The organism is Echinicola marina (assembly GCF_020463795.1).
Classification (GTDB): domain Bacteria; phylum Bacteroidota; class Bacteroidia; order Cytophagales; family Cyclobacteriaceae; genus Echinicola; species Echinicola marina.
Window position 1 is genome coordinate 2,112,730 of sequence record NZ_CP080025.1, and the last position, 25,472, is coordinate 2,138,201.

The window sequence follows — 25,472 nt, forward strand, 5'->3', positions numbered from 1 at the left end:
GCAAGGAATCATTCATTTCCCAAATTATATTCATTGGGAATAGTATCTTTGTGGATTCATGAAAGCACAAAAAAGGTATTTTCTGGAGGTGGCCTATAAGGGAACTCGTTATCACGGATGGCAGGTGCAGCCCAATGCTGTTACTGTTCAAGAGGAAATAGATAAGGCGCTTGCTACTATTTTGCGAAGAAAGATTGATACCATGGGCAGTGGTAGGACAGATACAGGGGTGCACGGTAAGCAGCAATATTTACATTTTGATAGTGAAGAGATTTTGGATAAGCGGACTTTTCTGAAGAAAGCCAATGCTGTTTTGCCCAAGGATATCAGTATTTATGACTTAAGGGAAGTGAAGGCTGAAGCCCATGCGCGGTTTGATGCTGTCTGGAGAAGTTACGAATACTATATCTCTTTGCGAAAAAATCCGTTTGAAGAAGAGTTGTCCTGGCAATGTTATTATTCACTGGACGTGGAGGCGATGAATGAGGCCGCTAAATTATTGCTCAAGTATAGGGATTTTGAGTGCTTTAGCAAGGTCAAAACAGAAGTCAATCATTTTGAATGCGAAATAAAAACGGCTTATTGGGAACAAAAAGACCAGCATTTGATTTTCCATATAACGGCAAACCGTTTTTTGAGAGGGATGGTACGGGCAATAGTAGGTACCTTAGTGGAAGTAGGTACCGGAAAGATGGACAAAGAAGGGTTTAGGGCGATTTTAGAAAGTAAAAGTCGGACAAAGGCGGGCGCAGCTGCTCCTGCCAGAGGTTTGTTCTTGAGTCGTGTGATTTATCCCGAAGAAATATTTATATAAACAGCAATAGATTTTGAGTCTAGACAAAGAAAATGTAAAAAGCGGAGATATCATTGATACCCAGGTGCTCCGCAAGTTATATAGGTTTGTATCGCCATATAGGGGGAGGTTTTTCTTTTTGATCTTCTTGACCGTTGCATTGGCTGCTTTGGCACCGACCAGGCCTCTTTTTATTCAAAAAGCCATAGATAATTACGTGGCCTATGGTGATAAAGAGGGCTTGATGTTTATCATCATGATTTTGGTGGGATTATTGGTGCTACAAGCTGCAGTACAGTTTGCCCATACTTATCTTTCGGGCTGGCTGGGGCAAGTGATCATCAAAGATATAAGGATCAAGCTTTATAAGCATTTATTGAAAATGCGCTTGAAGTTTTTTGATAATACCCCTATAGGTAGACTGGTGACCAGAAATATTTCGGATATAGAAACACTCTCCAATGTTTTCAGTGAGGGACTGGCTGCCATTATTGGGGACCTGCTACAGCTGGTTACCATTCTTAGTGTGATGTTCTGGGTAGACTGGAAGCTCACTTTGGTCAGCTTAAGTACCTTGCCTTTATTGATCATCTCCACTTATGTGTTCAAAGAAAAAGTGAAGGTGGCTTTTAATGAAGTTCGAAATGCCGTTTCCAACCTAAATTCATTTTTGCAGGAGCATATTACTGGGATGAATATTGTGCAGATTTTCAACCGTGAGGATGAGGAGTACAGGAAGTTTAAGGAAATCAATACGGAGCACAAAAAAGCGCATGTCAAGTCTGTATTGTATTATGCGATTTATTATCCGGTAGCAGAGATCATTCAGGCGGTAGGAATAGGCTTGGTCGTATGGTATGGGGCTACAGGGGTTTTTGGTTTGGACCTTAAAGTGGGAGTGTTGATTTCTTTCATTATGTATCTTCAATTATTTTTCCGTCCAATTAGGATGTTAGCGGATAGATTTAATACACTGCAGATGGGGGTAGTGAGTGCCTCGAGGATATTTAAATTGTTGGAGAGTGATGAGCACATTCCAAATGAAGGAAGATTGGTTCCGGAAAAGATCAAGGGCAATATTGAATTGGAAAAGGTCTGGTTTGCCTATAATGATGAAGAATGGGTGCTTAAGGATATCAATTTTAAGGTGAAACATGGAGAAACTGTTGCTTTGGTAGGGGCTACTGGTGCAGGTAAATCTTCTATCATTAACCTTATAAGTCGTTTTTACGATATCAACAAGGGAACGATTAAAGTGGACGGGACGGATATCAAGGAATATGAATTGGGGATATTAAGAAAGCATATAGGCGTGGTGTTACAGGATGTGTTCCTGTTTTCTGATACCATTTACTATAATATTACTTTGGGCAATGAGGATATTACACGAGAACAGGTGATGGAGGCTGCAGAGTTGGTTGGGGCAAGAAAATTCATTGAGCGTTTACCTGGAGGATTGGATTATAATGTCATGGAACGTGGTGCCACCCTTTCTGTAGGTCAAAGACAATTGATCTCATTTGTTCGTGCCATGGTTTACAATCCTGAGATTATAATCCTGGATGAAGCGACCTCTTCTGTAGATACAGAAACTGAAGAACTGATCCAAAATGCCATAGACAAGATGATGAAAGGTAGGACCTCCATCGTCATTGCCCATAGGCTATCGACCATACAAAAAGCGAATAATATCATTGTTTTGCATAAAGGGGAAATCAAGGAAATGGGAACCCACGAGTCCCTGCTTGAGAAGGAAGGCTATTATGCACAGTTGCACCAGATGCAATTAAAATCCATGGTCAGCTAAAATATGGGGGCCTGTTGATCAGTTATTGATGAATAGGAATTAATTTTGCACCGTTTGAATTAAAATACACTTACACTATTATGAAAAGATTATTGCTATTGGTCATCTTTAGCTTGCCTGTTATGGCCTTTGCTCAAGAACAATCTATTGGTTTGAGATTGGGTGAGCCTTTAAGTATTACTTACAAAACTTTTATTGAAGAAAAAATTTCCCTAGAAGCGATGATCGGTAGGGGGAGTTCCAATAGTTCATCCTATTACAGAAGAGTATTTGATAATAACAAGCCTGCTCCAGGATCATTTTATGTTAACCACAGCTCAGGAGGAGGCCTTTCCTTAAATGGCCGTGTGGCTTATCATGAGGACGTTACTTCAGAGTTTGATATTACTGAGGGCAAGCTTTTGGCTTATGGAGGCGCAGGCCTTCAGTTGAGAAGTGTTGGGGTGGAATATGCCTACTATGAAACACCAGATGCTGACATTTTGAGGTATGAAAGCAGAAATAATGTTGATTTTGGTCCTGAAGTGTTTGGCGGAGGAGAATATTATTTAGAAGAATTGCCGATTACCGTATTTGCAGAAATAGGTTTGATGATGGAGATTGTGGACAGGCCAGGTCATATCAAGTTGCAGGGCGGTTTGGGTGTCAGGTACCTTTTTTAGGAGTAAAGAGAAAAGAATAAAGTTAAAGTCCCTGCGATTGGTGACCTTATAAATTAATAATTCAATTATGAAAAAGGCGGCGATTGTCGTGGCGATAATAGGTTTGCTTGGGCTTGGAGCCTTTGCTTATTTGGGTGGATTTGAGGCCATACCGATAGAGAGCAAATCATTGGGGGAATTCAAATTATATGGTTTGACCTATAGGGGAACCCCGCAAGATGAAGGCCTCAAGCAAACTTTTGAGCAAGTAGAAAGCCTCAAGGAAGCTAATCCCGAGGCGGTATTGCATACCATTTATTATGTAGAGCCTGCGGGGAAACTGGATACCATGGAAGTGTTTGTGGGCTTGGATCGCTTGGATGATCAGCTTGGAAAGGATTGGGAGGAAAAAATGATTCTTGCGGAACAAGCATTGGTAGCAGATATTAAAGTGAATAAACTGGTGATGCCTAGGCCTGAAACGGTCAAGGATGAGTTGAGGGGGGTTGCTGCTGATAATGGATGGGAGCTTCAAGGCTTGTTTATTGATAGGCTATTAACAGAAGATCATGTCCAGGTAATAGCCCCAATAAGAAAAGCAGACTAAAGAATACAATAAAACTGGTACGGTTTTAGTTATTGTTAAAATGTTGGGGCATTTTGGATATTTGGAAAATTATCCTTCCTTTGGGTCCTGATAGGAATTGATTAGAAGTGTAAACTATCTCAACTATGAAAAGATTATTGTTAGTATTGTTCGTAGCTTCAGCCATGATTTTTCAAGGCTGTGAAGGACCAGAAGGACCTCAAGGACCTCCGGGTGTAGATGGAGGATTGATTGTTGGAGAGGCATTTGAGATGACGATTGATTTCAATGACGAGAATGCTTTTGCTGAATTATTTGAATTTACAGAGCCTTTAGTGGATGGTGATGCATTGCTGATTTATATGGAAGAGGCATCTCCAGTTTATGAAGATAGTTATGCTTGGAGATTACTTCCTCAGACTTTCTATTTTGAAGAGGGGATTTTGGTATATAATTTTGATTATACGCCAGTTGATTTCAGCATCTTTATGGATGGAGCAATTGATTTTACCCAGTTGGATCCTTACTGGACAGATGGTTTGACCTTTAGAGGAGTGATCATTCCTGCTGATTTGGTAGACGCTAGAATGGATTTCTCGGATTATGAAGCGACAATGAAGCATTTTGGAATTACTGAAGAAGATTTCAAAAAGAAATAGCATCAAATAAAGAAATGGTTAAAGCCGTTGAGATTAAAATCTTAACGGCTTTTTTTATTTCTGTCCATCCAATTGCCAAGAAGGGTTCGTATAATTTCTTTTCATCAACTATCTTTGTGCCATGCAATTTAAAAATGACTTGTTATTAAGAGCTGCCCGTGGGGAGCAAGTAGAGAGAACGCCAGTTTGGTTGATGAGACAGGCAGGGAGGATTTTGCCGGAATACCGTGAAGTGAGAAGTAGTGTGAGTGGTTTTATTGAATTGGCTCAGACACCGGAATTGGCAGCTGAAGTGACCATTCAACCTGTGGATTTGCTGGGGGTGGATGCGGCCATTATTTTTTCGGACATTTTGGTGATTCCTGAAGCAATGGGACTGCCATATGAGATGATTGAAAAGCGTGGTCCTAAATTTCCTAATACAGTTTCTTCTGCTGCTGATCTGAAAAAGCTGCGAATTGCAGATGGGGTGGATGATCTTAGTTATGTTATTGAAGCCATAAAAATCACCAAAAAAGCCTTGAATGGCCGTGTGCCATTGATTGGATTTGCAGGTGCGCCATGGACCATTTTCGCCTATATGGTAGAGGGTTCAGGCAGCAAGACTTTTTCTAAGTCCAGGGCCATGCTTTATCAAGAACCAGATTTGGCAGAAATGCTATTGGATATGATCACCAAGTCCACTATCAATTACCTTAAGGCCCAGATTGCTGCTGGCGCTGATATTGTACAGATTTTTGATAGTTGGGCGGGAATTCTTCCTCCTGACCATTATCAGAAATATTCTCTAAAATATATTTCGGCTATTTGTGATGCCATCACAGAGGTTCCTGTGACAGTATTTGCAAAGGGTGCATTCTTTGCCCGTGAAGAAATGGCTAAGTTAAACTGCGAGACTATAGGCCTTGATTGGAATATGGGAATTGAAGAGTCAAGGAGGTTGATCGGTCCAGATAAAACCCTTCAGGGTAATTTGGATCCTGCAGCTTTGTATGGTTCAGATGCTGAGGTGGAGGCAGCTACCAAAAGAATGTTGGATCAGTTTGGAACTGGTAGACATATTGCCAACTTGGGCCACGGTGTTTATCCGGATATTGACCCTGAAAAAGTAAAAGTGTTTATCAATACCGTAAAGGAATACAGTGCTCAATTAAGAGCAGAAAAGGTCTAAGAAATTTAGAAAACCATAGTATGCAAAGCCTTCACCTATAGGGTGGAGGCTTTTTTGACAATTAGCTCATCGCCCACCTTGACTGTTCCGTTTTTTAAGGAGATAAGATTTTGTCCAAATAGTACTTTTTTGTCCTTAAGCCTAAAACGAGATAAAGTTTTTAGCGGTTCTTTCCCTTTAAGACCAGTGTTTTGATCTACAGTGGTCAATACACATCTGGCGCATGGTTTCGTGATCTTAAAGGTGCAATCTCCAATTTGAATATTCGACCAATCATCTTCTTGGAAAGCTTTGCCACCGCTGAATACCAGGTTAGGTCTGAACCGTTCCATAGGAACAGGCGTATCCAACCTTGAGTTTAGGTCATCTAAGGAGCCTTGTCCGATTAAAAGATAAGGCATCGCATCCGCAAAACTGACCGTTTCATTATTAACTGTATATTTTTCTTCTACTGGCCGAAAGCTGTCTTCAGGCATAAAGATAAGTTGACAATTAATATTTAATGTCTCAGAAAACCATTGGTTGGCTTTTGTACTGACAATTTGGCCCGAAAGGCTATCGTCCCAGACTTGAACTTGGATAAAATCGTCTGTTTCTGGAGTAAAAGGGATATTAATGTATTGATCTTGTTTGGTCTTATGGAAAACCTTTAATCCATTTTCATGGATTTCAACTTGTAATAAAGCCATGTGGTGCAGGCTACGTTGGCTAAGAAAACCACCTGTATCATCTACCAGCATCCATCTGCGATCCCATTTAAAACCTTTGGTTTTAACTTCAGCTTCTTGTAATCTAATTCCTCCCAGTGATTTGATGGGGTAGATATAAATGTCTTGGATTTTCATAAGCGGCTTTTGCCAGCTAAGTTAGATGATAATCAGGGAAATTAGTAAAAAGGGGGCTGATTTGTCTTTTAGATTAATAGATTGGAAGGAAGATTTGCTCTATGGGTTGTCTCAATTCTCCTATGGATGACGTATCATTGGTTTGGCTCAAGTTACTGGGAGTTTTGGACTTCTTTTCCCATTCAGAAATGATCAAAGAAGCTATTAAGCCGATCAAAATGACAATTGCCCATCTTATCCGTTCTTTTTTTAGTGAAGCATTCATTGGTCAAATTGTTATTGTGGACATAAGGGAACTGTTTATTAAGTTCATTGTTTAAAAATATCAGTGCCAATGGCTCCTAGGCCAATTGCCATTCTTTTTAAGGCTTTCACCTTATAGATACCAATGAGCACCAAATGGTTGCACCAAGTACTTCATTAAATGAGATGATTAATAAAAAATGTGACTAATTGGGTGATTTAAGTGATGGATACTGGTTTATAATTCCGACTAGAAAAAGTAGGGTTGACAAAATAACATTCCAGTGTCTGTTATATTAGATAGGCTTGACAGATTTTTATACCGAAAATCCCGCCCTTTGTCATAATTGCTGACAATCTGACACAGAAAAGAAAGAAATAGGGCTTGGCACATGACTTGTTAAATATGTTTTCGAGTAATGATATAGAAAACAGCAATAAAGAAATATAAAAAGTTATGGGAAAAATTATCGGTATAGATTTGGGAACCACTAACTCTTGCGTTGCCGTAATGGAAGGTAACGAACCAGTGGTTATCCAAAACAGTGAGGGAAGAAGAACAACCCCTTCTATTGTTGCATTTTTGGACAATGGAAACGGAGAAAGAAAAGTAGGGGATCCTGCCAAAAGACAGGCTATCACTAACCCTGCCAATACCATTTCATCTGTGAAAAGGTTTATGGGTAAAAAGTTCTCAGAAGTTTCTGATGAGAAAAAGCATGCTTCATATAAAGTAGAAAAAGGTTCTAATGATACTGTAGCTGTTAAAATTGGCGACAGATCTTATACTCCTCAAGAGCTTTCAGCTATGATCCTTCAAAAAATGAAGTCTACAGCTGAAGATTTCTTGGGACAGGAAGTCACAGAAGCAGTAATTACTGTTCCGGCTTACTTTAACGATGCTGAGCGACATGCTACCAAAGAAGCTGGCCAGATTGCAGGTTTGGATGTGAAAAGAATCATCAATGAGCCTACTGCAGCTGCCCTAGCCTATGGTATGGACAAGAAAGACAGAGATATGAAAATCGCTGTGTATGACCTTGGTGGTGGTACCTTCGATATTTCAATTCTTGAGTTGGGTGATGGAGTGTTTGAAGTAAAATCTACCAATGGTGATGTTCACTTGGGTGGGGATGACTTTGACCAAGTAATCATCAACTGGTTAGCGGATGAATTCAAAGCTGAGGAAGACATTGACTTGAAGCAAGACCCAATGGCCCTTCAAAGATTGAAGGAAGCTGCTGAGAAAGCTAAGATCGAACTTTCAAGCTCTTCATCTACTGAAATCAACTTGCCATATATCACTGCCACTCAGACTGGTCCTAAGCACTTGGTTAGAAATCTTTCAAGAGCTAAGTTCGAACAATTGTCTGAAGACTTGGTGAAAAGGTCAATGGAACCTTGTAAGAAGGCTTTGTCGGATGCAGGAATGTCTGCTTCTGAAATTGACGAAGTGATCTTGGTAGGAGGGTCTACAAGAATTCCTAGGATTCAGGAAGAGGTAGAGAAGTTCTTTGGTAAAAAACCATCTAAAGGTGTTAACCCTGATGAGGTAGTAGCCATTGGTGCTGCCATCCAAGGTGGTGTATTGACCGGTGAAGTGAAAGATGTATTGTTGCTAGACGTGACTCCACTTTCTTTGGGGATCGAAACTATGGGTGGTGTATTCACCAAATTGATCGAAGCCAACACTACGATTCCATCTAAGAAGTCTGAGACCTTCTCAACTGCTGCTGACAACCAGCCAGCAGTAGATATCCATGTGCTTCAAGGTGAAAGACCTATGGCTAAGGATAACAGAAGTATCGGTAGATTCCAGTTGAGCGATATTCCACCAGCACCAAGAGGAGTTCCTCAAATCGAAGTAACTTTCGATATTGATGCGAACGGTATCCTTCATGTGTCTGCCAAGGACAAAGGAACTGGTAAAGAGCAGAAAATTAAGATTGAAGCTTCTTCAGGCCTTTCTGATGAGGAAATCGAAAGAATGAAAAAAGAAGCTGAGGCCAATGCTGCTTCTGATAAAGAGGAAAAAGAAAAAATTGAAAAGCTTAACCAAGCTGACAGTTTGATCTTCCAGACAGAAAAGCAATTGAAGGAGTTTGGAGATAAGCTTTCCGATGGAAACAAAACCAATATCAATGGTGCTTTGGAGAAATTGAAAACAGCTCACCAAGCCCAGGATTTGGAAGCGATCACTCCAGCTATTGAAGAGTTAAATAAAGCTTGGGAAGCTGCTTCTACTGAAATGTACAACGCTACTCAAGGCGCAGGTGCTGAAGGTGCTGCGGGAGCAGGTGCCGGAGCTAGTACAGACGCTGGAGCGGAAGCAGGAGACAGTGTTTCTGATGTAGATTATGAAGAAGTAAACGAAGAGGATAAGAAATAATTTTCTTCGGGATCAAGGATAAAGAAAAGCATCTCGATTTTTTCGGGGTGCTTTTTGTTTTTAAAAGTAATTGACAAAAGCTTAGGGGTTATGCGCATAACTGAAGATAATAAGTTGAAGAAACTGGTAGTAGTGGGTGATCGAGTATTGATTAAACTCAAAAAGGCCGGGGAAAAAACTTCTAGTGGGTTATATCTACCACCAGGTGTAAAGGAGAAGGAACAGGTACAACAAGGTTATATTATTAAAACAGGTCCAGGTTATCCTATTCCTATGCATGTAGAAGAGGATGAGCCTTGGAAGGAAAAAGAGGAGAGTATTAGATATATCCCCTTGCAAGCGAAGGAAGGGGATTTGGCCATTTTTTTATTGAATGGTGCACACGAGGTGATTTATGAGGAAGAGAAGTTTTATATCGTATCACAAAATGCTATACTGATGTTGGAAAGAGAAGAGGAGCTTTGAAAGCTCCTTTTTTATACTATGGTGACAGTGATGCCTTTTTCTTCTAACTTTTTAATGAAGTGACTTGGCGTGCCTTTATCGGTAATCACTTCATCGATGTCCTCTATATCACATATTTTTCCAAAACCCTTTCTTTCAAATTTGCTGGAATCAGCCAATACGATGGTTTTTTGGACGGACTTGATCATTTGTGCGTTTAGATGAGCTTCCATCATATTGGAAGTGCTGAGCCCATGGTCCATGCTGATGCCATCCGCTCCTAGGAAAAGCTTGCTGCAGGAAAACTGTTTCATCATATTCTCTGCATAATATCCAACGACAGAGGAACTACTTTTTCTTACTACTCCACCCAATTGGACCACTTCTACTTCTGGAAGGTCTATTAATGACATGGTGACGTTCATGGCAGCTGTAAGTACGGTGAGACGTAAGTTTTTGGGGATGACTTGGGCAAAGGCAACGACAGTGGTTCCAGACCCAATGATGATAGCATCATCCTGAAGTATCATTTCTGCTGCTTTTTGGGCGATTCTTTTCTTTTCGTCAACTTTTTCCAGCTGCTTTTCATTTACAGACCGATCGTTTACATATGGAGGTACCGGAGTAGCGCTTCCGTGGGTCCGATAGAGCAGTCCTTTGTCTTCAAGGATTTTGAGGTCTTTTCGTACAGTTACCATGGTGACCTTCATGCTTTTACTCAGCTCGGAAACACTTACATACCCTTCTTGGTCCAATTTGTCCAATATTAACTTATGTCTTTCTGCTATCGTCATGATAAGACGAAAATAGTTAATTATTACTAAAGATTCCTTTTAAGATAGATTTAATTAATTTATATCCTTTTGTTTCTTTTTATTTCTTTTTGTGTTACTTTTCTGATGTTAATTGATTTTTATGGATAGATTAGGAAATATAAGGAAATTAAAGGAAGCTGGTAAGGTATGGGATATTGTGGTGATAGGAGGTGGAGCGTCTGGTCTTGGGGTGGCTTTGGATGCCTTGTCCAGGGGGCTTGATGTATTGCTGCTTGAGGGAAATGATTTTGCCAAAGGGACTTCCAGTAGAAGTACTAAGTTAGTTCATGGAGGAGTGAGGTATTTGGCTCAGGGAGATGTGTTCTTGGTATGGGAAGCTTTACGTGAGCGGGGGAGGATTCTTCAGAATGCCCCGCACTTGGCCAGTGTCCAGCCTTTTATCATTCCGATCTATTCATATTGGGATAAATTGAAATATACCTTAGGCCTGAAAATATATGATTGGATGAGCGGTAGGTTAAGTTTGGGGGATTCGTCTTATATTACTAGGGGAGAAGTGAAAATCCGCTTGCCAGAAGTGAAGGAGGAGGGCTTGCTAGGAGGAGTGGTTTATCATGACGGGGCATTTGATGATGCCAGATTAGCTTTAAGTGTGGCTCAGACTTGCGATGATTTGGGAGGTTGTGTACTTAATTATGCCAAAGTGACCTCCTTGTTGAAATCAGGTGATGGGAGGATAAATGGTGTAAGGGTGAAAGATGTTTTGGCAAAGAAAAGCTATGAGATAAAGGCCCTGATGGTGGTTAATGCCACAGGTGTTTTTGCGGATAAGGTTTTGAAGTTAGATGAGCCGAATGCGCCAAAAATGATACAGCCAAGCCAAGGTGTTCATTTGGTTTTGCCTTTGGAGTTTTTGGGGAGTGAGGATGCGTTGATGATACCGGAGACCAGTGATGGTCGGGTATTATTTGCGGTGCCTTGGTTAGGGAAATTGGTAGTGGGAACAACAGATACCTTGCGCAAAAAGGCGAAGCTTGAGCCTGAAGCATTGTCAAGGGAAATTGATTTTATACTTCAGACTGCAAGTTTATATTTATTAAAGAAGCCTACTCGAAAGGATGTGTTGGCTGTTTTTGCAGGACTGAGACCCTTGGCAGCACCAAAAGAAGGGAATACAAAGACCAAAGAGATCTCAAGAAATCATAAGGTGATTGTTTCTGGTTCAGGATTGGTGACCTTGACAGGAGGTAAATGGACTACCTTCAGGAAGATGGGAGAAGATACGGTGGATTACTTTTCAAAGCTGACAGGGAAAGAAGTAAGGAGAAGTAGGTCTTGGAAGGAGCGGATACATGGATTTGGAACAGGGCTTTTGGAGGGGCATTGGAGACAATACGGTTCATATGCAACGGAACTCCTCCAGATGATCAAAGATGAACCTGGCTATGCCCGGCTTCTTCATAGGGATTACCCATATACCGTTGGAGAAGTGGTGTGGGCAGTAAGGAGGGAGATGGCCATGAAATTGGAGGATGTGCTGGCTCGAAGGATGAGGATATTGTTTTTGGATGCCAAAGCGGCATGTGAAATGGCTCCTTTGGTAGCGGAAGTGATGGCAGGAGAGTTGAAGCAAGGTGAGGAATGGATAATGGGTGAATTGGAGGAATTTAAGAAAACGGCAAATAAATATATGATATAACCATTTAACCATGACCCAAAGTAAACAGTACATTTTGGCCTTAGATCAAGGAACGACCAGCTCTAGGGCAATACTTTTTAACCAGTCAGGTCAGCCAGTAGGTATGGCCCAAAAGGATTTCAAACAGTATTTTCCCCAATCTGGTTGGGTAGAACATTATCCTACAGAAATTTGGACTTCCCAATCTTCTGTGATTTTGGAACTTATAGCTGAGACAGAAATATCTCCCAAGCAAATAGCAGGTATGGGGATCACCAATCAACGTGAAACGACCATTTTATGGGATAGGGAAACGGGTAAGCCCTTGTATAATGCTATTGTTTGGCAAGACCGGCGAACTTCTGTATACTGTAATGAATTAAAAAGCAAAGGACTTGGTGAGAAGATCAAAGCAAAAACAGGTTTGGTCATTGATGCGTATTTCTCTGCTACTAAGATCAAGTGGATACTTGATCATGTGGAAGGTGCCAGGGAAAAAGCAAGGCAGGGAAAGGTGTGTTTTGGGACAGTAGATAGTTGGTTGGTGTGGAAGCTGACCAAAGGTGAAACACATATTACGGATATTACTAATGCCAGTAGGACAATGTTGTTCAATATTCATGAAAGGGAATGGGACAAAGAACTACTGTCCTTGTTTGATATACCTGAATCTATTTTGCCGGAAGTAAAGTCATCCAGTGAAGTGTATTGTAAAACAGCAGGAGATGTTTTATCTGTAAAGATTCCTATTGCTGGCATAGCAGGGGATCAGCAAGCAGCACTCTTTGGTCAACTTTGCACAGAGTCTGGAATGGCCAAAACCACTTACGGCACAGGTTGTTTTTTGGTGATGAATACTGGTGAAAAGCCTGTTGATTCTCAAAATCAACTATTAACGACCATTGCCTGGGAAATAAAGGGAAAGGTGAAGTACGCTTTGGAGGGTAGTGTATTTATTGGTGGAGCGGCGATTCAATGGTTAAGGGATGGGCTAAAAATTATTCATAATGCCAAAGAAAGTGAATTCCTTGCCCAAAAGGTTGATGATAATGGGGGGATTTACTTTGTTCCTGCCCTGACAGGCTTAGGGGCACCATATTGGGATCAAGATGCTAGAGGAGCCTTTTTTGGTATTACGAGAGGGACTACGCAGGCACATTTTGCAAGGGCGGCCTTAGAGGCCATTGCTTTTCAAGTATACGATGTTTTGCATGCGATGGAAAAGGATGCTGGGGGAAAAACTACCGAAATGCGTGTGGATGGTGGTGCTTCAGCCAATAATTTTTTGATGCAATTTCAATCGGATTTGGTGAGAAGTGATATTAGGAGACCTAAGATTACGGAGACTACGGCCTTGGGTGCGGCTTTTTTGGCAGGGTTAGCTGTTGGGTATTGGGAGAGTGAGGCGACTTTACAGCAATTATGGGAGGAAGATGCCTGCTTCCGTCCAGAGAAGACTCCTGAAGAGGTGGCGGAAAAACTGCATTTTTGGCATAAGGCAGTAGAGCGGTCCAAAAGCTGGGAGGAATCCTAAAGCTTTCATTTTTCAACACATCTCAATAATAAGATAAACGATGAATATATACGTAGCTGAATTTATTGGCACAGCCCTTTTGATCTCGCTAGGCTCCGGGGTGGTCGCCAATGTGGTTTTAAAAGAAACTAAGGGGTACCAAAGTGGTTGGATTGTGATAACCACTGCTTGGGCATTGGCGGTGTTTGTGGCTGTGGTGGTGGCTGGTCCATACAGTGGTGCCCATATCAATCCTGCGGTTAGCGTGGGTTTGGCTGTGGCAGGTTTGTTTGATTGGGCCCTAGTTCCAGGATATGTGTTGTCACAGGTTTTAGGAGCTTGTTTTGGGGCTTTTATAGCTTGGGTGGTATATAAGGATCATTTTGATGTTACGGAGGATAAGGGGCTTAAATTTGCTCCGTTTGCGACAGCCCCAGCGATTAGGAATTATACCTCCAATTTTATTTCTGAGGTAGTGGGGACCTTTATATTGATTTTTGTGATCCTGCATTCTACAGGTGCGCAATTGGAGGATGGGAATAATACGCCCATTGGCCTTGGGGCATTAGGGGCCTTGCCAGTGGCATTTTTGGTGTGGGTGATTGGTTTGGCTATGGGGGGAACTACTGGTTATGCTATCAATCCCGCCAGGGATTTAGGGCCGAGGATTGCCCATCAGTTTCTGCCTATCAAGGGGAAAGGGAGTAGTGATTGGGCCTATAGCTGGGTGCCTATTTTGGGGCCATTGACAGGGGCTTGTTTGGCGGCTGGGCTATATTTGATTTTATAGCGCCAATAATACTAAGGCATAAAAAAAAGCGAACCAATTTTGGTTCGCTTTAAATTTATCTTATCAGTTTAGCTGATCAATCAAGGATTTTTTCAGCCAAAAGAATAATCTCATTTTCTCTTACTTCTACTACACCGCCGTCCACTTCTAGAGACTGCTTGCCGTCATTGGTAGTGTAAGAAACGGTTCCTTTTGCCAATGCAGATACAATAGCAGCGTGGTTTTTCAATACTTGGAAAGTACCTGAAGCCCCTGGGAAAGTAGCTTCTGAGATTTCTCCATGATATACCTTTTTGTCCGGTGTTATGATTTCTAAATGCATGATGCCGTTAGTTTTGTTTTAAAAAATCACAGGGAAAAGCAGACGAATAAGCTTTTGCCCTGTGATTCAGTCCTCCATTCGGATTGGAGAGCTTTGATTATTTAACTTCAGCAAGCATTTTCTCACCTTTGGCGATAGCATCATCGATGTTGCCTACCAAGTTGAATGCTGCCTCAGGAAGGTGATCCAATTCACCGTCCATGATCATGGTGAAACCTTTGATGGTGTCCTTAATGTCTACAAGCACCCCTTTAAGCCCTGTAAACTGCTCAGCTACGTGGAAAGGCTGAGACAAGAATCTCTGTACCCTTCTAGCTCTGTGAACAACCAATTTATCTTCTTCAGAAAGTTCTTCCATACCAAGGATGGCGATGATGTCCTGAAGTTCTTTGTAGCGTTGTAGTAATTCTTTAACTCGAGTAGCACAGTCATAGTGCTCATTGCCCAAGATACCTGGCTCAAGAATTCTAGAAGTAGAATCCAAAGGATCCACAGCAGGGTAGATACCCAACTCGGCAATTTTACGAGAAAGTACGGTAGTAGCATCCAAGTGAGCGAAAGTAGTCGCTGGAGCAGGGTCAGTCAAGTCATCCGCAGGTACGTAAACGGCCTGTACGGAAGTAATTGAACCATTTTTGGTAGAGGTAATTCTCTCCTGCATGGCCCCCATCTCAGTTGCTAGGGTCGGCTGGTAACCTACCGCTGAAGGCATACGACCCAAAAGGGCAGATACTTCAGAACCAGCTTGTGTGAATCGGAAGATATTGTCAATAAAGAATAGGATATCTTTACCAGCGCCATCGCCTTCTCCATCACGGTAATATTCAGCAAGTGTAAGACCAGTCAAGGCCACACGAGCACGGGCACCAGGAGGTTCGTTCATCTGACCGAACACAAACGTCGCCTTAGAGTCTTTAAGTTTTTCAAGGTCTACTTTAGAGAGATCCCATCCGCCTTCATTCTCAAGAGATTCTACGAAGTCATCACCGTAAGTTACGATACCAGACTCGATCATTTCTCTCAAAAGGTCATTTCCTTCACGAGTTCTCTCACCAACACCGGCAAATACAGAAAGACCTGAATAAGCTTTTGCAATGTTGTTGATCAATTCCTGAATCAATACGGTTTTACCTACACCGGCACCACCGAAAAGACCAATTTTACCGCCTTTTGCATATGGCTCGATCAAGTCGATAACTTTGATACCTGTATAAAGCACTTCAGTTGAAGTAGACAGGTCCTCAAATTTAGGAGCGTGTCTGTGGATAGGAAGTTTATTGGAAGAGTCCACTTGTGGAAGACCATCGATTGGCTCACCAACTACGTTGAACAGACGTCCTTTGATTCCCTCTCCAGTTGGAACAGAGATAGGAGCGCCCAAGTCTACAGCAGCCATTCCTCTGGTCAAACCTTCAGAAGAGTCCATCGCAATGGTTCTTACGCGGTCTTCACCGAGGTGCTGTTGAACTTCCAATACTACTTTTTGACCATTCTCTTTGGTGATTTCGAGTGCGTCCAGGATATTCGGCAATTTTCCCCCTTCGAATGAAATATCTACTACGGGGCCAATCACCTGAGTTATCTTACCAGTATTCGCCATTTTTGTGTATTAATGTAAAAGGAATTAATGCATTTCTATTATTCGACTGCAAAATTAACTAATAATGATTAATACCAAAGGATGTTTTCAAAATTAATCTACTTTAGGTCAATTTTTTATATTCTTAAGGTCTTGAAACAGACTTTAATAGCTTAAAAATCTGTTAGTACGGGGCGCTGTTTGTGATTTTAAAGGTTTTAGTCTTGATGGCTTTTAAAAGTAGCGTCTTGCCCTGATGAATCTGGGATGCCAATATTTAGAATATAAATTATCTTCAGTGACCCCAAGGGAAGATGAGGAATGGATAAATTGTATGCTTTTTCTGTCAGTGTCTGTGACTATCCCTGCATGGGTGACTTTTCGTTTCTTTTTGCCTGTAGCAAAAAATAGTACATCTCCTTTTTCTAGTTTATTGACAGAGATTTTTTTTCCGGCTTTGCTTTGGGCTTCAGAAGTTCTAGGTAGGTTGATGCCAATACTTTGGAAGGATAAATATAATAAAGCAGAGCAATCCATTCCTGCTCGTGTAGTGCCACCGTATCGGTAGGGAGTGCCTCTGAAGGTCTTTGCTGTTTGTACTACGGTATTAACATTTCTTTTATATGCTTTTTTTGAAGCTGAACAGGAGCTGAAGAACAGTAGAGAAGAAAAAAGTGCGATTAATAGGAGTGGAGAAACTGGTTTGGTACGCATTGAATGATTTGTTGATATTTAAACGTTATTCAATTATACATAAGTATTGTCAGCTAAACAATAAACTAAACCTGGTATGTGTAGTTGTTTAAATCAAATGAATGATAAAAAAATATTAATGGGCTGAAACTTGATGTTAAAGTAGAAGGTTAATAGTTTTATACTTTAGTGGCAAGGAGAGAGGGGGATTATTTATAGGAAGAAAGATGATAAAGGGAGAATTCAAAAAATTGCCAATGCAAAAGAAAATACAAAAGCTCTACACGGAGGGTACTTTTGTAGTGGGGATTAGGTATTATGGGCATAAGGTGAATCTTTATCTTTTGGACAATGAATACGTGGAAGTCTTTTATAACCACAAATTAGATAAGATTGACAAAATTGATTTTTTAAATCACGGGCACAGTAGGATGAAATTCTATCTGGACCAGATCAATCTCAAAATGGATTGAGCTATTTTCCTGTAAGGATTTGGTGGATTTTTAGCACCTGCGGAATTAACATTTTATTGTCCGTGTTTTTTATGGTGAAATCTGCCAGTTTGTTTTTTTTCTCATCTGGCAGTTGACGGTCAATGATGGCATTGATTTGTTCTTCCGAACGCTGAGGATCTCTTGTTAGGACCCTTAAGATTCTGACCTTGATCGGGGAGCTGATGTTGATGACTTTGTCTAAATCTTTGTAAGAGCCTGTTTCGAAAAGTAATGCAGCTTCCTTTAGTACATAAGGACTGGACTGCTTGCTTGCCCAGTCTTCAAAATCAGTTTTTACGACTGGGTGTACCAATTGATTGATAGTTTTGGTTTTTTCTTGATCGGAAAAAACTTCTTTAGCTAAAAAAGTTTTGTTCAGGCTTCTGTCCGCATTATATGCGCTTGTCCCAAAAGACTTGGTGATAGCAGCAATTAAGTGTTGGTCGTTAGCCATGAGCCATTTTGCTCTATCATCTGCTGAATAAACTGGTATACCAAGGATGTTGAATATTTTAGCAGCAGTGGACTTTCCAGCCCCTATTCCTCCGGTTATGCCCACTAATAGTGGTTTGGGATTATTCATATTTTAATTGAAATGAATTTGGTTCGAACACTATGGACTCGATATAATCAGGCAGGTTTGGGATTTCTATTTGCACCGTGCTATCGTCTTTGTTTCTATGGTAGTAGTCGATGATTCCGATTAATTCCAATTCCTGTAAGTCTTTCACCCTTCTTTCGTCTACTCGATAGTTTAAAAGGATTGATTTGATTTCACTATCAATGCTGACATTGTTTGGGAAATTTTTCTGTTGGATAGGAATTCTTTTGTTTCCCTCAATAAATTCTATCAAATCAAATTTGACTTGAGCACTATTGGGGTCTAAGTGGATAAATGGGGTGAGTTCTTCGGGTATTTCCAATGGAATGACTTGGTCATAGCTTTCTTTTAGACCATTTTCATCGATTTTGATATAAAGACTGTCGTTTAAGGCTTGAATTTTGGATTCGGGGCCTTTTGCTTGCACCAGGATTGGTTCCACGAAAATAGAATCTGCAAATTGAAAGTGAGGGGCAAGGTTGAGTGTGCTAGTGTCCAATCGGATTTGGAATTCCTTTGTGATAATTTTGTCAATATTGAACTTTAATGTGTCTGTCAGAATAGCCGAGAGGTTGGTAGGTTCCAAAATTTCACTTAGGCTTCTTCTATATGCTGAAGAAAGCAGGTACTTCTGTTTGTCCGGGTTGGGAAGTTCTATAGAAAAGGGAGGTACATTGACATTAAAATATTTCCTGAAAAGGTCCCAACCATTACCCGTGATTTCAATCTTGATATTGCTAGGGAGTTTTTCTACAGCCATATATTCTTCCCGGTTGTATTCAAAGGAAATAGGATAATTGACCACAGTAAGGTAATTGTCTTTATTGAGTGCATTCAAAACCCAAAAAGTGGTGGCCGCTATTACACATAGGACCACCACTTTGATGTCGGAGGCTTTCTTTTTTTTAAGCTTCCCGAAGTATTTTTCAAATTTGTTCAATACCTCTTGTTATTTAGTGCCATTAGCCTTCTTTGAGAATTCTGCTGAAACGGCTGATTTTTCTACTTTAATTTTTAATCCTTTGTCAAGGTCAAGAACGACAGTTTCTCCTTCGATGCTATACACTTTTCCGTGAATTCCACCGATAGTTACTACTAGATCTCCTTTCTTGATGGAATCGACAAAGTTTTTGGCATCTTTTTGCTTTTTCTGTTGGGGTCTGATCATAAAGAAATACATGATCAAAATGATCGCTCCAAATAGAAAAACCTGTCCCATGATGCCGCTACCGCCGGCAGCTGGTGCTTGTAATAATATTGTACTTATCATCTTTACTTTTTAACAGGACCAACAGTTTTGGTGGTCGAGGTATTACTTGTGTTTACAGTTCCTTTTAATTTTAGCCTGGTCACGCTTGGTGAAGTGTTAGCAGTGATGGTCACAGTTGGACTTTGTGCTCCTGATTTGCCTGCGGAGTTAAAACTTACTTTTACATAACCTTCTTCACCCGGCTTAACAGGCGTTTTGGACCAATCAGGGGTGGTACAACCGCAAGAGGCCTGAATATTGGAAATCACCAAAGGGGATTCGCCGTCATTGGTAAATTTGAAAATATGTTCTATTTTTTCTCCTTGGCTGATGGCTCCAAAATCATATTCCATTTCGGGGAATTTGAACTTGCCCAAACTTGATGGATCAACCTCAGCTACGTTTTGTACGTTAGAAGGAGTGGTTTTAGTACCTTGTCCGGCTTCAAGCTTGGCTATTTTTTGTTCCAATTCTTCAATTTTCTCTTTGTTGTTGGTATCACAGCTTGATACAAAAAGAGAACCTGCAAGTAATATTGCAGGCAGTCCTAAATATTTCATAATGATGATGATTATTAATTTTTGTCCTTGTTGATTTGGTCAATAAGTTTGTTGACATCATCCAGCAAATTTTCTGCTTTGCTCTTGGCTTCAGAAATTACTTTTTTGCCTTCAGTTTTGGCCTCGTTTATGGGGAGATCTTTGCCTTCGATAAGGTCATTGATCAAATCCTCAAGTTCAGCCTTGTATTTAGAAAGTTGGTAAGAAAGTCTGTCTCTGGTATTGTTGCCAGAGTCAGGTGCGAATAGTACCCCTAATGCGGCACCTACTCCAGCACCCAATACAAAAGCTAAAATAGAATTACTTTGTTTGCTCATAATTAAATAATGTTTACTTGTTATCTAAAAGGCCTCTTCCACTCTTACGGATTTTTCCTTGATCGGTTAGCTCTTTAGCCAAAACATCCAATAATCCATTTACAAATTGCTTGCTTTTTGGTGTACTGTATGTTTTCGAAATGTCAATATACTCATTGATGCTTACTTTTACAGGGATGCTCGGAAAAAATGACATTTCCGTAATGGCCATAGAGAGGATGATTTTGTCCGTAGAGGCGACACGTTCTATGTCCCAGTTTTTTGTTTTTTCCGCTATCAATGCCCTGTTTTTAAAGTCATTTTCGATAGTCAAGTTAAATATATTTTGGAAAAATTCCTTGTCCTCTTCCCAGTTTATGGCGATTTCTGGAAGGACATAATCTTGGCTGTCCGGGGTTTCACTGATGTTTTTGAGGACTTTGACCGCTAAACTTCTTACGACAGCTTTGTTTTCCGTCCAGTTGAGGTCTTGCTCAGCAAAATAGCTCATGATGGCTTCATTTTTGAAAATGATCTTTTTGATCATTTCCAATAGAATGTTCAGGTCTTCCTCTTCATTTGGTTCGCTTAATTTGATGTAATCTTGGTATTTTTCCCAAGGCTTAATGTACTCACGGAACCATTCTTGGATCTCTAATTCCAACTCTTCTACATCGGCCTGTTGGCGAGTGGATTCCGAATTGAAAGCTGGAGCTTCTTTAAGGTATTTGATGATCTGATTGTTGGCCAAATTTAGGTCGCCTGAAAGGGAAACCAAAGCCTCTTGGTTTAGTTTGCGCTTCCTTTCGTATTCTCCTTGAACGTGTTTACTGAAGCCAATCAGGATATGGATGACTTTGAGGTATAGTTGTGGAATGCTCTCGGCGGCATTGACCATGTTCTTTTCCAAGAACTCTAAGTCTTTTTGATTGTATTGGTGGAATAGATTTACCGCTTTTATAGCAATGGATTTGATTTTGGTGCCGTAGTCACCTGATGCTATAAGGGCTTTATTGTTCAGGTTTTTAGAGAAAAGCTCAACGGTCGTTTCCGCGTCTTTTTTAAGTTGGGCTTTGTCTTGCACTTCCATGCTGTTAAGGTCCGGAAGGAAGGCTTCCCTGATGTAGTCTTTGGCTAAATTGAGGTTGGAAGCTTTACACTGCTCATAGGCGTAAAGGTTCTGGAAAGCCTTAACTCTAAGTATTCTTCTGTTTAACATTACCTGAATATAAAGAACGTAAAATTTAGATGAATTGTAGTGAAACGAATTTGCTCCGTTCACTTAATGTTGCTGCAAAGTTAAAAAATAAAAAAACCAAATGCACGGATTTTATTTTCCATTGCATTTGGTTTGATAAAAAAGGGTAAGTTTATCAGTAAGTGGATTTTAGCTTACTGATGCTATTGATTCTATTCCAGGCCATTTCAATGGCAGCTTGTTGTGCAGGAATGCCTTCTTTTTCAGATTTATTGAGAATAGCTAAGCAAGTATCATAGATTTTTTCTGCTTGCTGATAGGCGAGGTCTCTATTGTAGTTACCCAAGTATTCTGCATAAACATTGATCAGTCCACCTGCATTGATAAGGAAGTCGGGTGCGTAAATGATGCCTCTTTCTATCAAGGCTTGCCCATGGATTTCTTCGTCTTTCAATTGGTTGTTGGCGGCGCCGGCAATGACCTGACAGTTAAGTCTACTCAATGTTTCGTCATTTACAGTAGCACCCAAAGCACATGGTGCGTAGATGTCCATTTTTACGTCATAAATGTCCTCCGGAGAAATAACAGTGGCACCGGTCTTTTGGGCGACTTCTTTTAATCGATCTTCGAAGATATCAGTGATGAAAATCTCTGCACCTTCCTTTACCAAATGGTCAATCAGGTGGCGACCTACTTGTCCGATTCCCTGAACGGCAATTTTCTTGCCGGCTAAGCTGTCTTGGCCGTAAGCTTTTTTTGCAGCAGCTTTCATGCCTAGGTAAGCACCATAGGCGGTTACTGGAGAAGGGTCTCCGCCGCCTCCTTTTACTTCCGGAAGACCGGTCACATGCGCGGTTTCCATGGCTATATATTCCATGTCGGAAGTTTTCATGTTCACGTCTTCGGCAGTGATATATTTTCCGCCTAGGCTCTGAACGAATTTTCCAAACCTTCTTAAAAACGCCTCATTTTTCAGTTTTGGATCACCTATAATGACTGCTTTACCTCCTCCAATATTCAATCCTGAAATTGCAGCTTTGAAGGTCATGCCTCTTGAAAGGCGCAGAACATCAGTGATGGCTTCTTGCTCTGAAGCATAGTTCCACATTCTTGTTCCTCCTAATGCAGGTCCCAAAACGGTATTGTGAATGCCAATGATCGCTTTAAGTCCTGTAGGTTCATCATAGCACATGACCAATTGTTCATGACCTAAAGATGTGATTTGTCCATAAATTGAGTCTCCTTTGACCATTTCCTCGGTTTTAATCTCTACCATAGTGAACTTAGATGTTTAGATTATGTTATATTTGGGTAAGTCTTTAAGTTTGCCATGCTATATAGAATTAAATACTAAATAGAGGCTAGGTAAAGCTACATAAAAGATTATTGTAAAACAAAATAAGGTATTTTAAAATTTTTATTTCGTGAACTCCCTCTGGCGTCTAAACAAATATTTATTTAAGTATAAGGGCTATCTCCTATTGGGGATCATCTTTACTATTATTTCCAATGTGTTTGTGATGATACCTGCCCAGTTGGTGCGGGTAGCCATCGATTATGTCGTGGAAAGTTTCAGTTTTTATCAGATGTTTCCAGAAGGAAATGGGACGGCAGTAATTAGGGGCGCTTTTCTGGATTATATTTTTGTTTTTGGAGTGTTGATATTGGTTATGGCATTCTTGAGAGGATTTTTCCTTTTCTTGATCAGGCAAACCATTATTGTGATGTCCAGGTTGATAGAGTATGATCTGAAGAACGAGATTTTTGATCATTACCAGAAGTTACCGTTGAGTTTTTACCGAAAAAACAGTACGGGGGATTTAATGGCTAGGGTTACTGAGGATGTCAGTAGGGTGCGGATGTATTTTGGCCCAGCATTGATGTATGGTATCAACCTTTTGGTACTATTTCCTTTGGTGATAGGTTATATGCTTAGTGTCAACGTTCCTTTGACGATATATTCGCTGATGCCTTTGCCAGTCCTTTCTATCAGCATCTATTTGGTCAATAATATGATCAATGAAAGGTCGGAAAAAATTCAACGTAGTCTTTCTGGGCTGAGTACGTTTGTGCAAGAATCCTTTTCGGGTATTAGGGTCATCAAAGCTTTTGTGAGGGAAGATGATAGTAGTAAAGATTTTACAGAGGCCAGTGAAGATTATAAGGAAAAGTCCATTAGTCTTACAAAGGTGCAGGCCTTGTTTTATCCATTGATCATGGGGTTGGTAGGGGTAAGTACGATCATTACAGTTTATGTCGGGGGTAATCAGGTAATAGAAGGAGCCATTGGATATGGTGTGATTGCTGAGTTTATCCTTTATGTAAATATGTTAACTTGGCCAGTAACCTCATTGGGTTGGGTAACAAGTATCGTGCAAAGGGCTGCTGCTTCCCAAACTAGGATAAATGAATTTTTGGACGAGAGAAATGATATCATCAGTGAAGAAAAACTGACTACTCCTGTAAAAGGTCAGATAGTATTTAATGATCTTTCTTTTGTATATCCAGACTCTGGAATTAAGGCATTGGATAAGGTTAGCTTTGATATTCAGCCGGGACAATCCTTGGCCATTATCGGTACGACCGGGTCTGGGAAATCAACCATTGCTAATTTATTGATGAGGATGTTTGATGCTTCTGAAGGTAATATCCAATTGGATGGTAAGGATATAAAGGCTTTTGATATTTCCTATTTGAGGAACCAAATTGGCTATGTGCCCCAGGATGTTTTCCTTTTCAGTGATTCTATATATAATAATATTGGATTTGGGTTAGACAATATTCCTGAGGGTGTAGTAGAAAAGGCCGCAAAAGATGCAGATGTTTATCAAAATATAATAGATTTTCCTGCGGGTTTCAAAACTAGGTTAGGAGAGCGAGGGATTACCTTGAGCGGAGGACAAAAGCAAAGGGTCTCGATTGCTAGGGCGATTGCTAAGGATCCTTCCATATTGCTGTTGGATGATTGCTTGTCAGCTGTAGATACTAAAACTGAAAATGTGATCTTAAATGCCCTAAAGGGGATTATGGAAAATAGGACGAGCATTATTATTTCGCATAGGGTTTCTTCGGCTAAACTGGCCGATAAGATAATTGTTTTGGATGATGGAAAAGTAGTGGAGGAGGGATCACATGATATTCTGATGGCACAAAAGGGCATTTATGCTGAGCTTTATGAAAAACAGACCAGTACCAGTGAAGCGATGGAGGATGAATAGGACGGCATGTGTATTTATCCATGCTGTCAATGTATATTGTTTGGATTACAAAGATGAGCTTGATGTAGATACTTGGTCTGTGCAGAACTGGATAAAGCAGATTGATTAGAGCTGAATCTTTGTGTAAACTGTCTAAGCGGAATTTAGTTTGAGTTGAGAATGCAGGTTTTATATGATATGATTTACCAATCTTCGTTATAATTGTGGGTTCTTGGACTTGTTTTGATTTTTCCTCCCCCAAATTGCATTCCTACACCAATGCTGAGAAAGTCACTTACCGTTTTTCCTGTAAAATGGTAAGTGGCATTAAGTCGGAATTTACCTGAAATCAACCCCATTCTCGGTGCTAATCCAAAGTTTATTCGGTCATTATAGCGGGTAATGATGGTGCCATCAGCACTGTCCACTATTTCATAATTGCTTCTTCGGTACATTCCCGCTAATACTCCAATGAATGGTCGTGTTTCATTGATGCCAAATTGGTATTCGGAAGTTATTGATACATTGCTTATAGCCTGGGCTTTAAAGAGGGCTTCTTTGTGATTGAAAATGGACTCTCCTTCTCCAAGGATATTACTGGCAAGCTGCAATCCCAGATGCAAGTGATCATTAATACCGTATCGTGGTTCTATGAATAAACCGCCTCCAGTTGTCAGTACTGATTCCGTAGGAAAGGTTAGGTTAATTCCAAGGTCTACTTTAAATGGCTTATATTTTTGGGAGGATATAATATTCTGCCCTAGAGTCACTAGGAGGGTGGAGATAAAGATGATTGTAAATAAGAGTGACCTTTTCATTATACTTAAAGGGTGATAGATTGATCAGAGGGAATAAATGGTCAAATCATATAAGTTTTTGTCTCATGAAGACCGAAATATAATTATTTTTCATGTTGGTTTGAGAGATGTCTTCTTCTATTTGATAATA

General features: G+C 40.5%; 27 protein-coding genes. 13 read left to right on the plus strand and 14 right to left on the minus strand.

Annotated elements, in window-relative coordinates:
* The first annotated feature begins 58 nt into the window (after nucleotides 1–58).
* The 6 genes from truA to hemE all read left to right on the plus strand — a co-directional run bounded on the left by truA (nucleotide 59) and on the right by hemE (nucleotide 5,657).
* Nucleotides 59–814 (plus strand): tRNA pseudouridine(38-40) synthase TruA, encoded by a 756-nt coding sequence (gene truA / locus KZP23_RS08845; protein ID WP_226335892.1) that lies wholly within the window; start codon nucleotides 59–61, stop codon nucleotides 812–814.
* Nucleotides 815–827: 13 nt separating this feature from the next.
* Complete coding sequence (locus tag KZP23_RS08850) at nucleotides 828–2,600, plus strand: ABC transporter ATP-binding protein (RefSeq protein WP_226335893.1); 1,773 nt, start codon at nucleotides 828–830, stop codon at nucleotides 2,598–2,600.
* 80 nt (nucleotides 2,601–2,680) lie between these two features.
* A complete protein-coding gene (locus tag KZP23_RS08855; protein ID WP_226335894.1) occupies nucleotides 2,681–3,262 on the plus strand; it encodes a hypothetical protein in 582 nt (193 codons plus the stop codon).
* A gap of 67 nt (nucleotides 3,263–3,329) precedes the next feature.
* On the plus strand, nucleotides 3,330–3,848 hold the full coding sequence (locus KZP23_RS08860; protein ID WP_226335895.1) for a hypothetical protein: 519 nt from the start codon (nucleotides 3,330–3,332) through the stop codon (nucleotides 3,846–3,848).
* Nucleotides 3,849–3,973: 125 nt separating this feature from the next.
* Nucleotides 3,974–4,486 carry a hypothetical protein gene (locus KZP23_RS08865; RefSeq protein WP_226335896.1) on the plus strand — a complete coding sequence of 171 codons (513 nt, stop codon included), beginning with the start codon at nucleotides 3,974–3,976 and terminating at the stop codon, nucleotides 4,484–4,486.
* 121 nt (nucleotides 4,487–4,607) lie between these two features.
* On the plus strand, nucleotides 4,608–5,657 hold the full coding sequence (gene hemE, locus KZP23_RS08870; RefSeq protein WP_226335897.1) for a uroporphyrinogen decarboxylase: 1,050 nt from the start codon (nucleotides 4,608–4,610) through the stop codon (nucleotides 5,655–5,657).
* A 35-nt stretch (nucleotides 5,658–5,692) separates the two neighbouring features.
* Here the strand turns inward: hemE and KZP23_RS08875 are convergent, their stop codons facing one another.
* Nucleotides 5,693–6,502 (minus strand): MOSC domain-containing protein, encoded by an 810-nt coding sequence (locus KZP23_RS08875; protein WP_226335898.1) that lies wholly within the window; start codon nucleotides 6,500–6,502, stop codon nucleotides 5,693–5,695.
* Between the two features lie 73 nt (nucleotides 6,503–6,575).
* Nucleotides 6,576–6,767 (minus strand): hypothetical protein, encoded by a 192-nt coding sequence (locus KZP23_RS08880; RefSeq protein WP_226335899.1) that lies wholly within the window; start codon nucleotides 6,765–6,767, stop codon nucleotides 6,576–6,578.
* Between the two features lie 435 nt (nucleotides 6,768–7,202).
* On the opposite strand from KZP23_RS08880, the gene dnaK reads away from it, so the two are divergent.
* Together dnaK and KZP23_RS08890 are read left to right on the plus strand one after the other, a co-directional pair.
* Complete coding sequence (dnaK, locus tag KZP23_RS08885) at nucleotides 7,203–9,134, plus strand: molecular chaperone DnaK (RefSeq protein ID WP_226335900.1); 1,932 nt, start codon at nucleotides 7,203–7,205, stop codon at nucleotides 9,132–9,134.
* 90 nt (nucleotides 9,135–9,224) lie between these two features.
* Nucleotides 9,225–9,599 carry a co-chaperone GroES gene (locus tag KZP23_RS08890; RefSeq protein ID WP_226335901.1) on the plus strand — a complete coding sequence of 125 codons (375 nt, stop codon included), beginning with the start codon at nucleotides 9,225–9,227 and terminating at the stop codon, nucleotides 9,597–9,599.
* Between the two features lie 11 nt (nucleotides 9,600–9,610).
* On the opposite strand, the gene KZP23_RS08895 is transcribed toward KZP23_RS08890, so the two are convergent.
* A complete protein-coding gene (locus tag KZP23_RS08895) occupies nucleotides 9,611–10,372 on the minus strand; it encodes a DeoR/GlpR family DNA-binding transcription regulator (RefSeq protein ID WP_226335902.1) in 762 nt (253 codons plus the stop codon).
* Between the two features lie 121 nt (nucleotides 10,373–10,493).
* Here KZP23_RS08895 and KZP23_RS08900 point away from each other — a divergent pair, with 121 nt between their 5' ends.
* Genes KZP23_RS08900 through KZP23_RS08910 form a run of 3 tightly spaced genes read left to right on the plus strand, consistent with a single transcriptional unit; the run spans nucleotide 10,494 to nucleotide 14,335 of the window.
* Nucleotides 10,494–12,053, plus strand: coding sequence for a glycerol-3-phosphate dehydrogenase/oxidase (locus tag KZP23_RS08900; protein WP_226335903.1), 1,560 nt, complete (start codon nucleotides 10,494–10,496; stop codon nucleotides 12,051–12,053).
* Between the two features lie 10 nt (nucleotides 12,054–12,063).
* Entirely contained in the window at nucleotides 12,064–13,566 is a 1,503-nt protein-coding gene (gene glpK / locus KZP23_RS08905) for a glycerol kinase GlpK (protein ID WP_226335904.1), read from the plus strand.
* A 40-nt stretch (nucleotides 13,567–13,606) separates the two neighbouring features.
* Entirely contained in the window at nucleotides 13,607–14,335 is a 729-nt protein-coding gene (locus KZP23_RS08910) for an MIP/aquaporin family protein (RefSeq protein ID WP_226335905.1), read from the plus strand.
* 76 nt (nucleotides 14,336–14,411) lie between these two features.
* Here the strand turns inward: KZP23_RS08910 and atpC are convergent, their stop codons facing one another.
* The 3 genes from atpC to KZP23_RS08925 all read right to left on the minus strand — a co-directional run bounded on the left by atpC (nucleotide 14,412) and on the right by KZP23_RS08925 (nucleotide 16,950).
* Nucleotides 14,412–14,657, minus strand: coding sequence for an ATP synthase F1 subunit epsilon (gene atpC / locus KZP23_RS08915; RefSeq protein WP_186756101.1), 246 nt, complete (start codon nucleotides 14,655–14,657; stop codon nucleotides 14,412–14,414).
* A gap of 97 nt (nucleotides 14,658–14,754) precedes the next feature.
* Nucleotides 14,755–16,257, minus strand: coding sequence for a F0F1 ATP synthase subunit beta (gene atpD / locus KZP23_RS08920; protein WP_226335906.1), 1,503 nt, complete (start codon nucleotides 16,255–16,257; stop codon nucleotides 14,755–14,757).
* A 213-nt stretch (nucleotides 16,258–16,470) separates the two neighbouring features.
* A complete protein-coding gene (locus tag KZP23_RS08925; protein WP_226335907.1) occupies nucleotides 16,471–16,950 on the minus strand; it encodes a C40 family peptidase in 480 nt (159 codons plus the stop codon).
* A 236-nt stretch (nucleotides 16,951–17,186) separates the two neighbouring features.
* On the opposite strand from KZP23_RS08925, the gene KZP23_RS08930 reads away from it, so the two are divergent.
* The gene (locus KZP23_RS08930; RefSeq protein ID WP_394370974.1) at nucleotides 17,187–17,402 is read left to right on the plus strand and encodes a hypothetical protein; all 216 of its coding nucleotides are present in this window, start codon (nucleotides 17,187–17,189) and stop codon (nucleotides 17,400–17,402) included.
* Nucleotide 17,403: 1 nt separating this feature from the next.
* Here the strand turns inward: KZP23_RS08930 and coaE are convergent, their stop codons facing one another.
* The 7 genes from coaE to KZP23_RS08965 all read right to left on the minus strand — a co-directional run bounded on the left by coaE (nucleotide 17,404) and on the right by KZP23_RS08965 (nucleotide 22,603).
* Nucleotides 17,404–18,006, minus strand: coding sequence for a dephospho-CoA kinase (gene coaE, locus KZP23_RS08935; protein ID WP_226335909.1), 603 nt, complete (start codon nucleotides 18,004–18,006; stop codon nucleotides 17,404–17,406).
* Nucleotides 17,999–18,964: a YbbR-like domain-containing protein gene (locus tag KZP23_RS08940; protein ID WP_226335910.1), complete on the minus strand. Its 966-nt coding sequence runs from the start codon at nucleotides 18,962–18,964 to the stop codon at nucleotides 17,999–18,001. The genes coaE and KZP23_RS08940 overlap by 8 nt, the downstream gene beginning before the upstream one ends.
* Before the next feature lie 9 nt (nucleotides 18,965–18,973).
* Nucleotides 18,974–19,294 carry a preprotein translocase subunit YajC gene (gene yajC, locus KZP23_RS08945; protein WP_226335911.1) on the minus strand — a complete coding sequence of 107 codons (321 nt, stop codon included), beginning with the start codon at nucleotides 19,292–19,294 and terminating at the stop codon, nucleotides 18,974–18,976.
* A 2-nt stretch (nucleotides 19,295–19,296) separates the two neighbouring features.
* Nucleotides 19,297–19,833 carry a DUF1573 domain-containing protein gene (locus KZP23_RS08950; RefSeq protein ID WP_226335912.1) on the minus strand — a complete coding sequence of 179 codons (537 nt, stop codon included), beginning with the start codon at nucleotides 19,831–19,833 and terminating at the stop codon, nucleotides 19,297–19,299.
* Nucleotides 19,834–19,847: 14 nt separating this feature from the next.
* Complete coding sequence (locus tag KZP23_RS08955; protein ID WP_226335913.1) at nucleotides 19,848–20,150, minus strand: YtxH domain-containing protein; 303 nt, start codon at nucleotides 20,148–20,150, stop codon at nucleotides 19,848–19,850.
* Nucleotides 20,151–20,163: 13 nt separating this feature from the next.
* Nucleotides 20,164–21,348, minus strand: coding sequence for a transcription antitermination factor NusB (nusB, locus tag KZP23_RS08960; protein WP_226335914.1), 1,185 nt, complete (start codon nucleotides 21,346–21,348; stop codon nucleotides 20,164–20,166).
* 154 nt (nucleotides 21,349–21,502) lie between these two features.
* Nucleotides 21,503–22,603, minus strand: a complete 1,101-nt coding sequence (locus KZP23_RS08965; protein WP_317198056.1) for a Glu/Leu/Phe/Val family dehydrogenase — start codon at nucleotides 22,601–22,603, stop codon at nucleotides 21,503–21,505.
* A gap of 148 nt (nucleotides 22,604–22,751) precedes the next feature.
* Here KZP23_RS08965 and KZP23_RS08970 point away from each other — a divergent pair, with 148 nt between their 5' ends.
* On the plus strand, nucleotides 22,752–24,545 hold the full coding sequence (locus KZP23_RS08970) for an ABC transporter ATP-binding protein (protein ID WP_226335915.1): 1,794 nt from the start codon (nucleotides 22,752–22,754) through the stop codon (nucleotides 24,543–24,545).
* A 182-nt stretch (nucleotides 24,546–24,727) separates the two neighbouring features.
* Here KZP23_RS08970 and KZP23_RS08975 read toward each other — a convergent pair whose 3' ends face one another.
* A complete protein-coding gene (locus tag KZP23_RS08975; protein ID WP_226335916.1) occupies nucleotides 24,728–25,342 on the minus strand; it encodes a hypothetical protein in 615 nt (204 codons plus the stop codon).
* Nucleotides 25,343–25,472 lie beyond the last annotated feature (130 nt).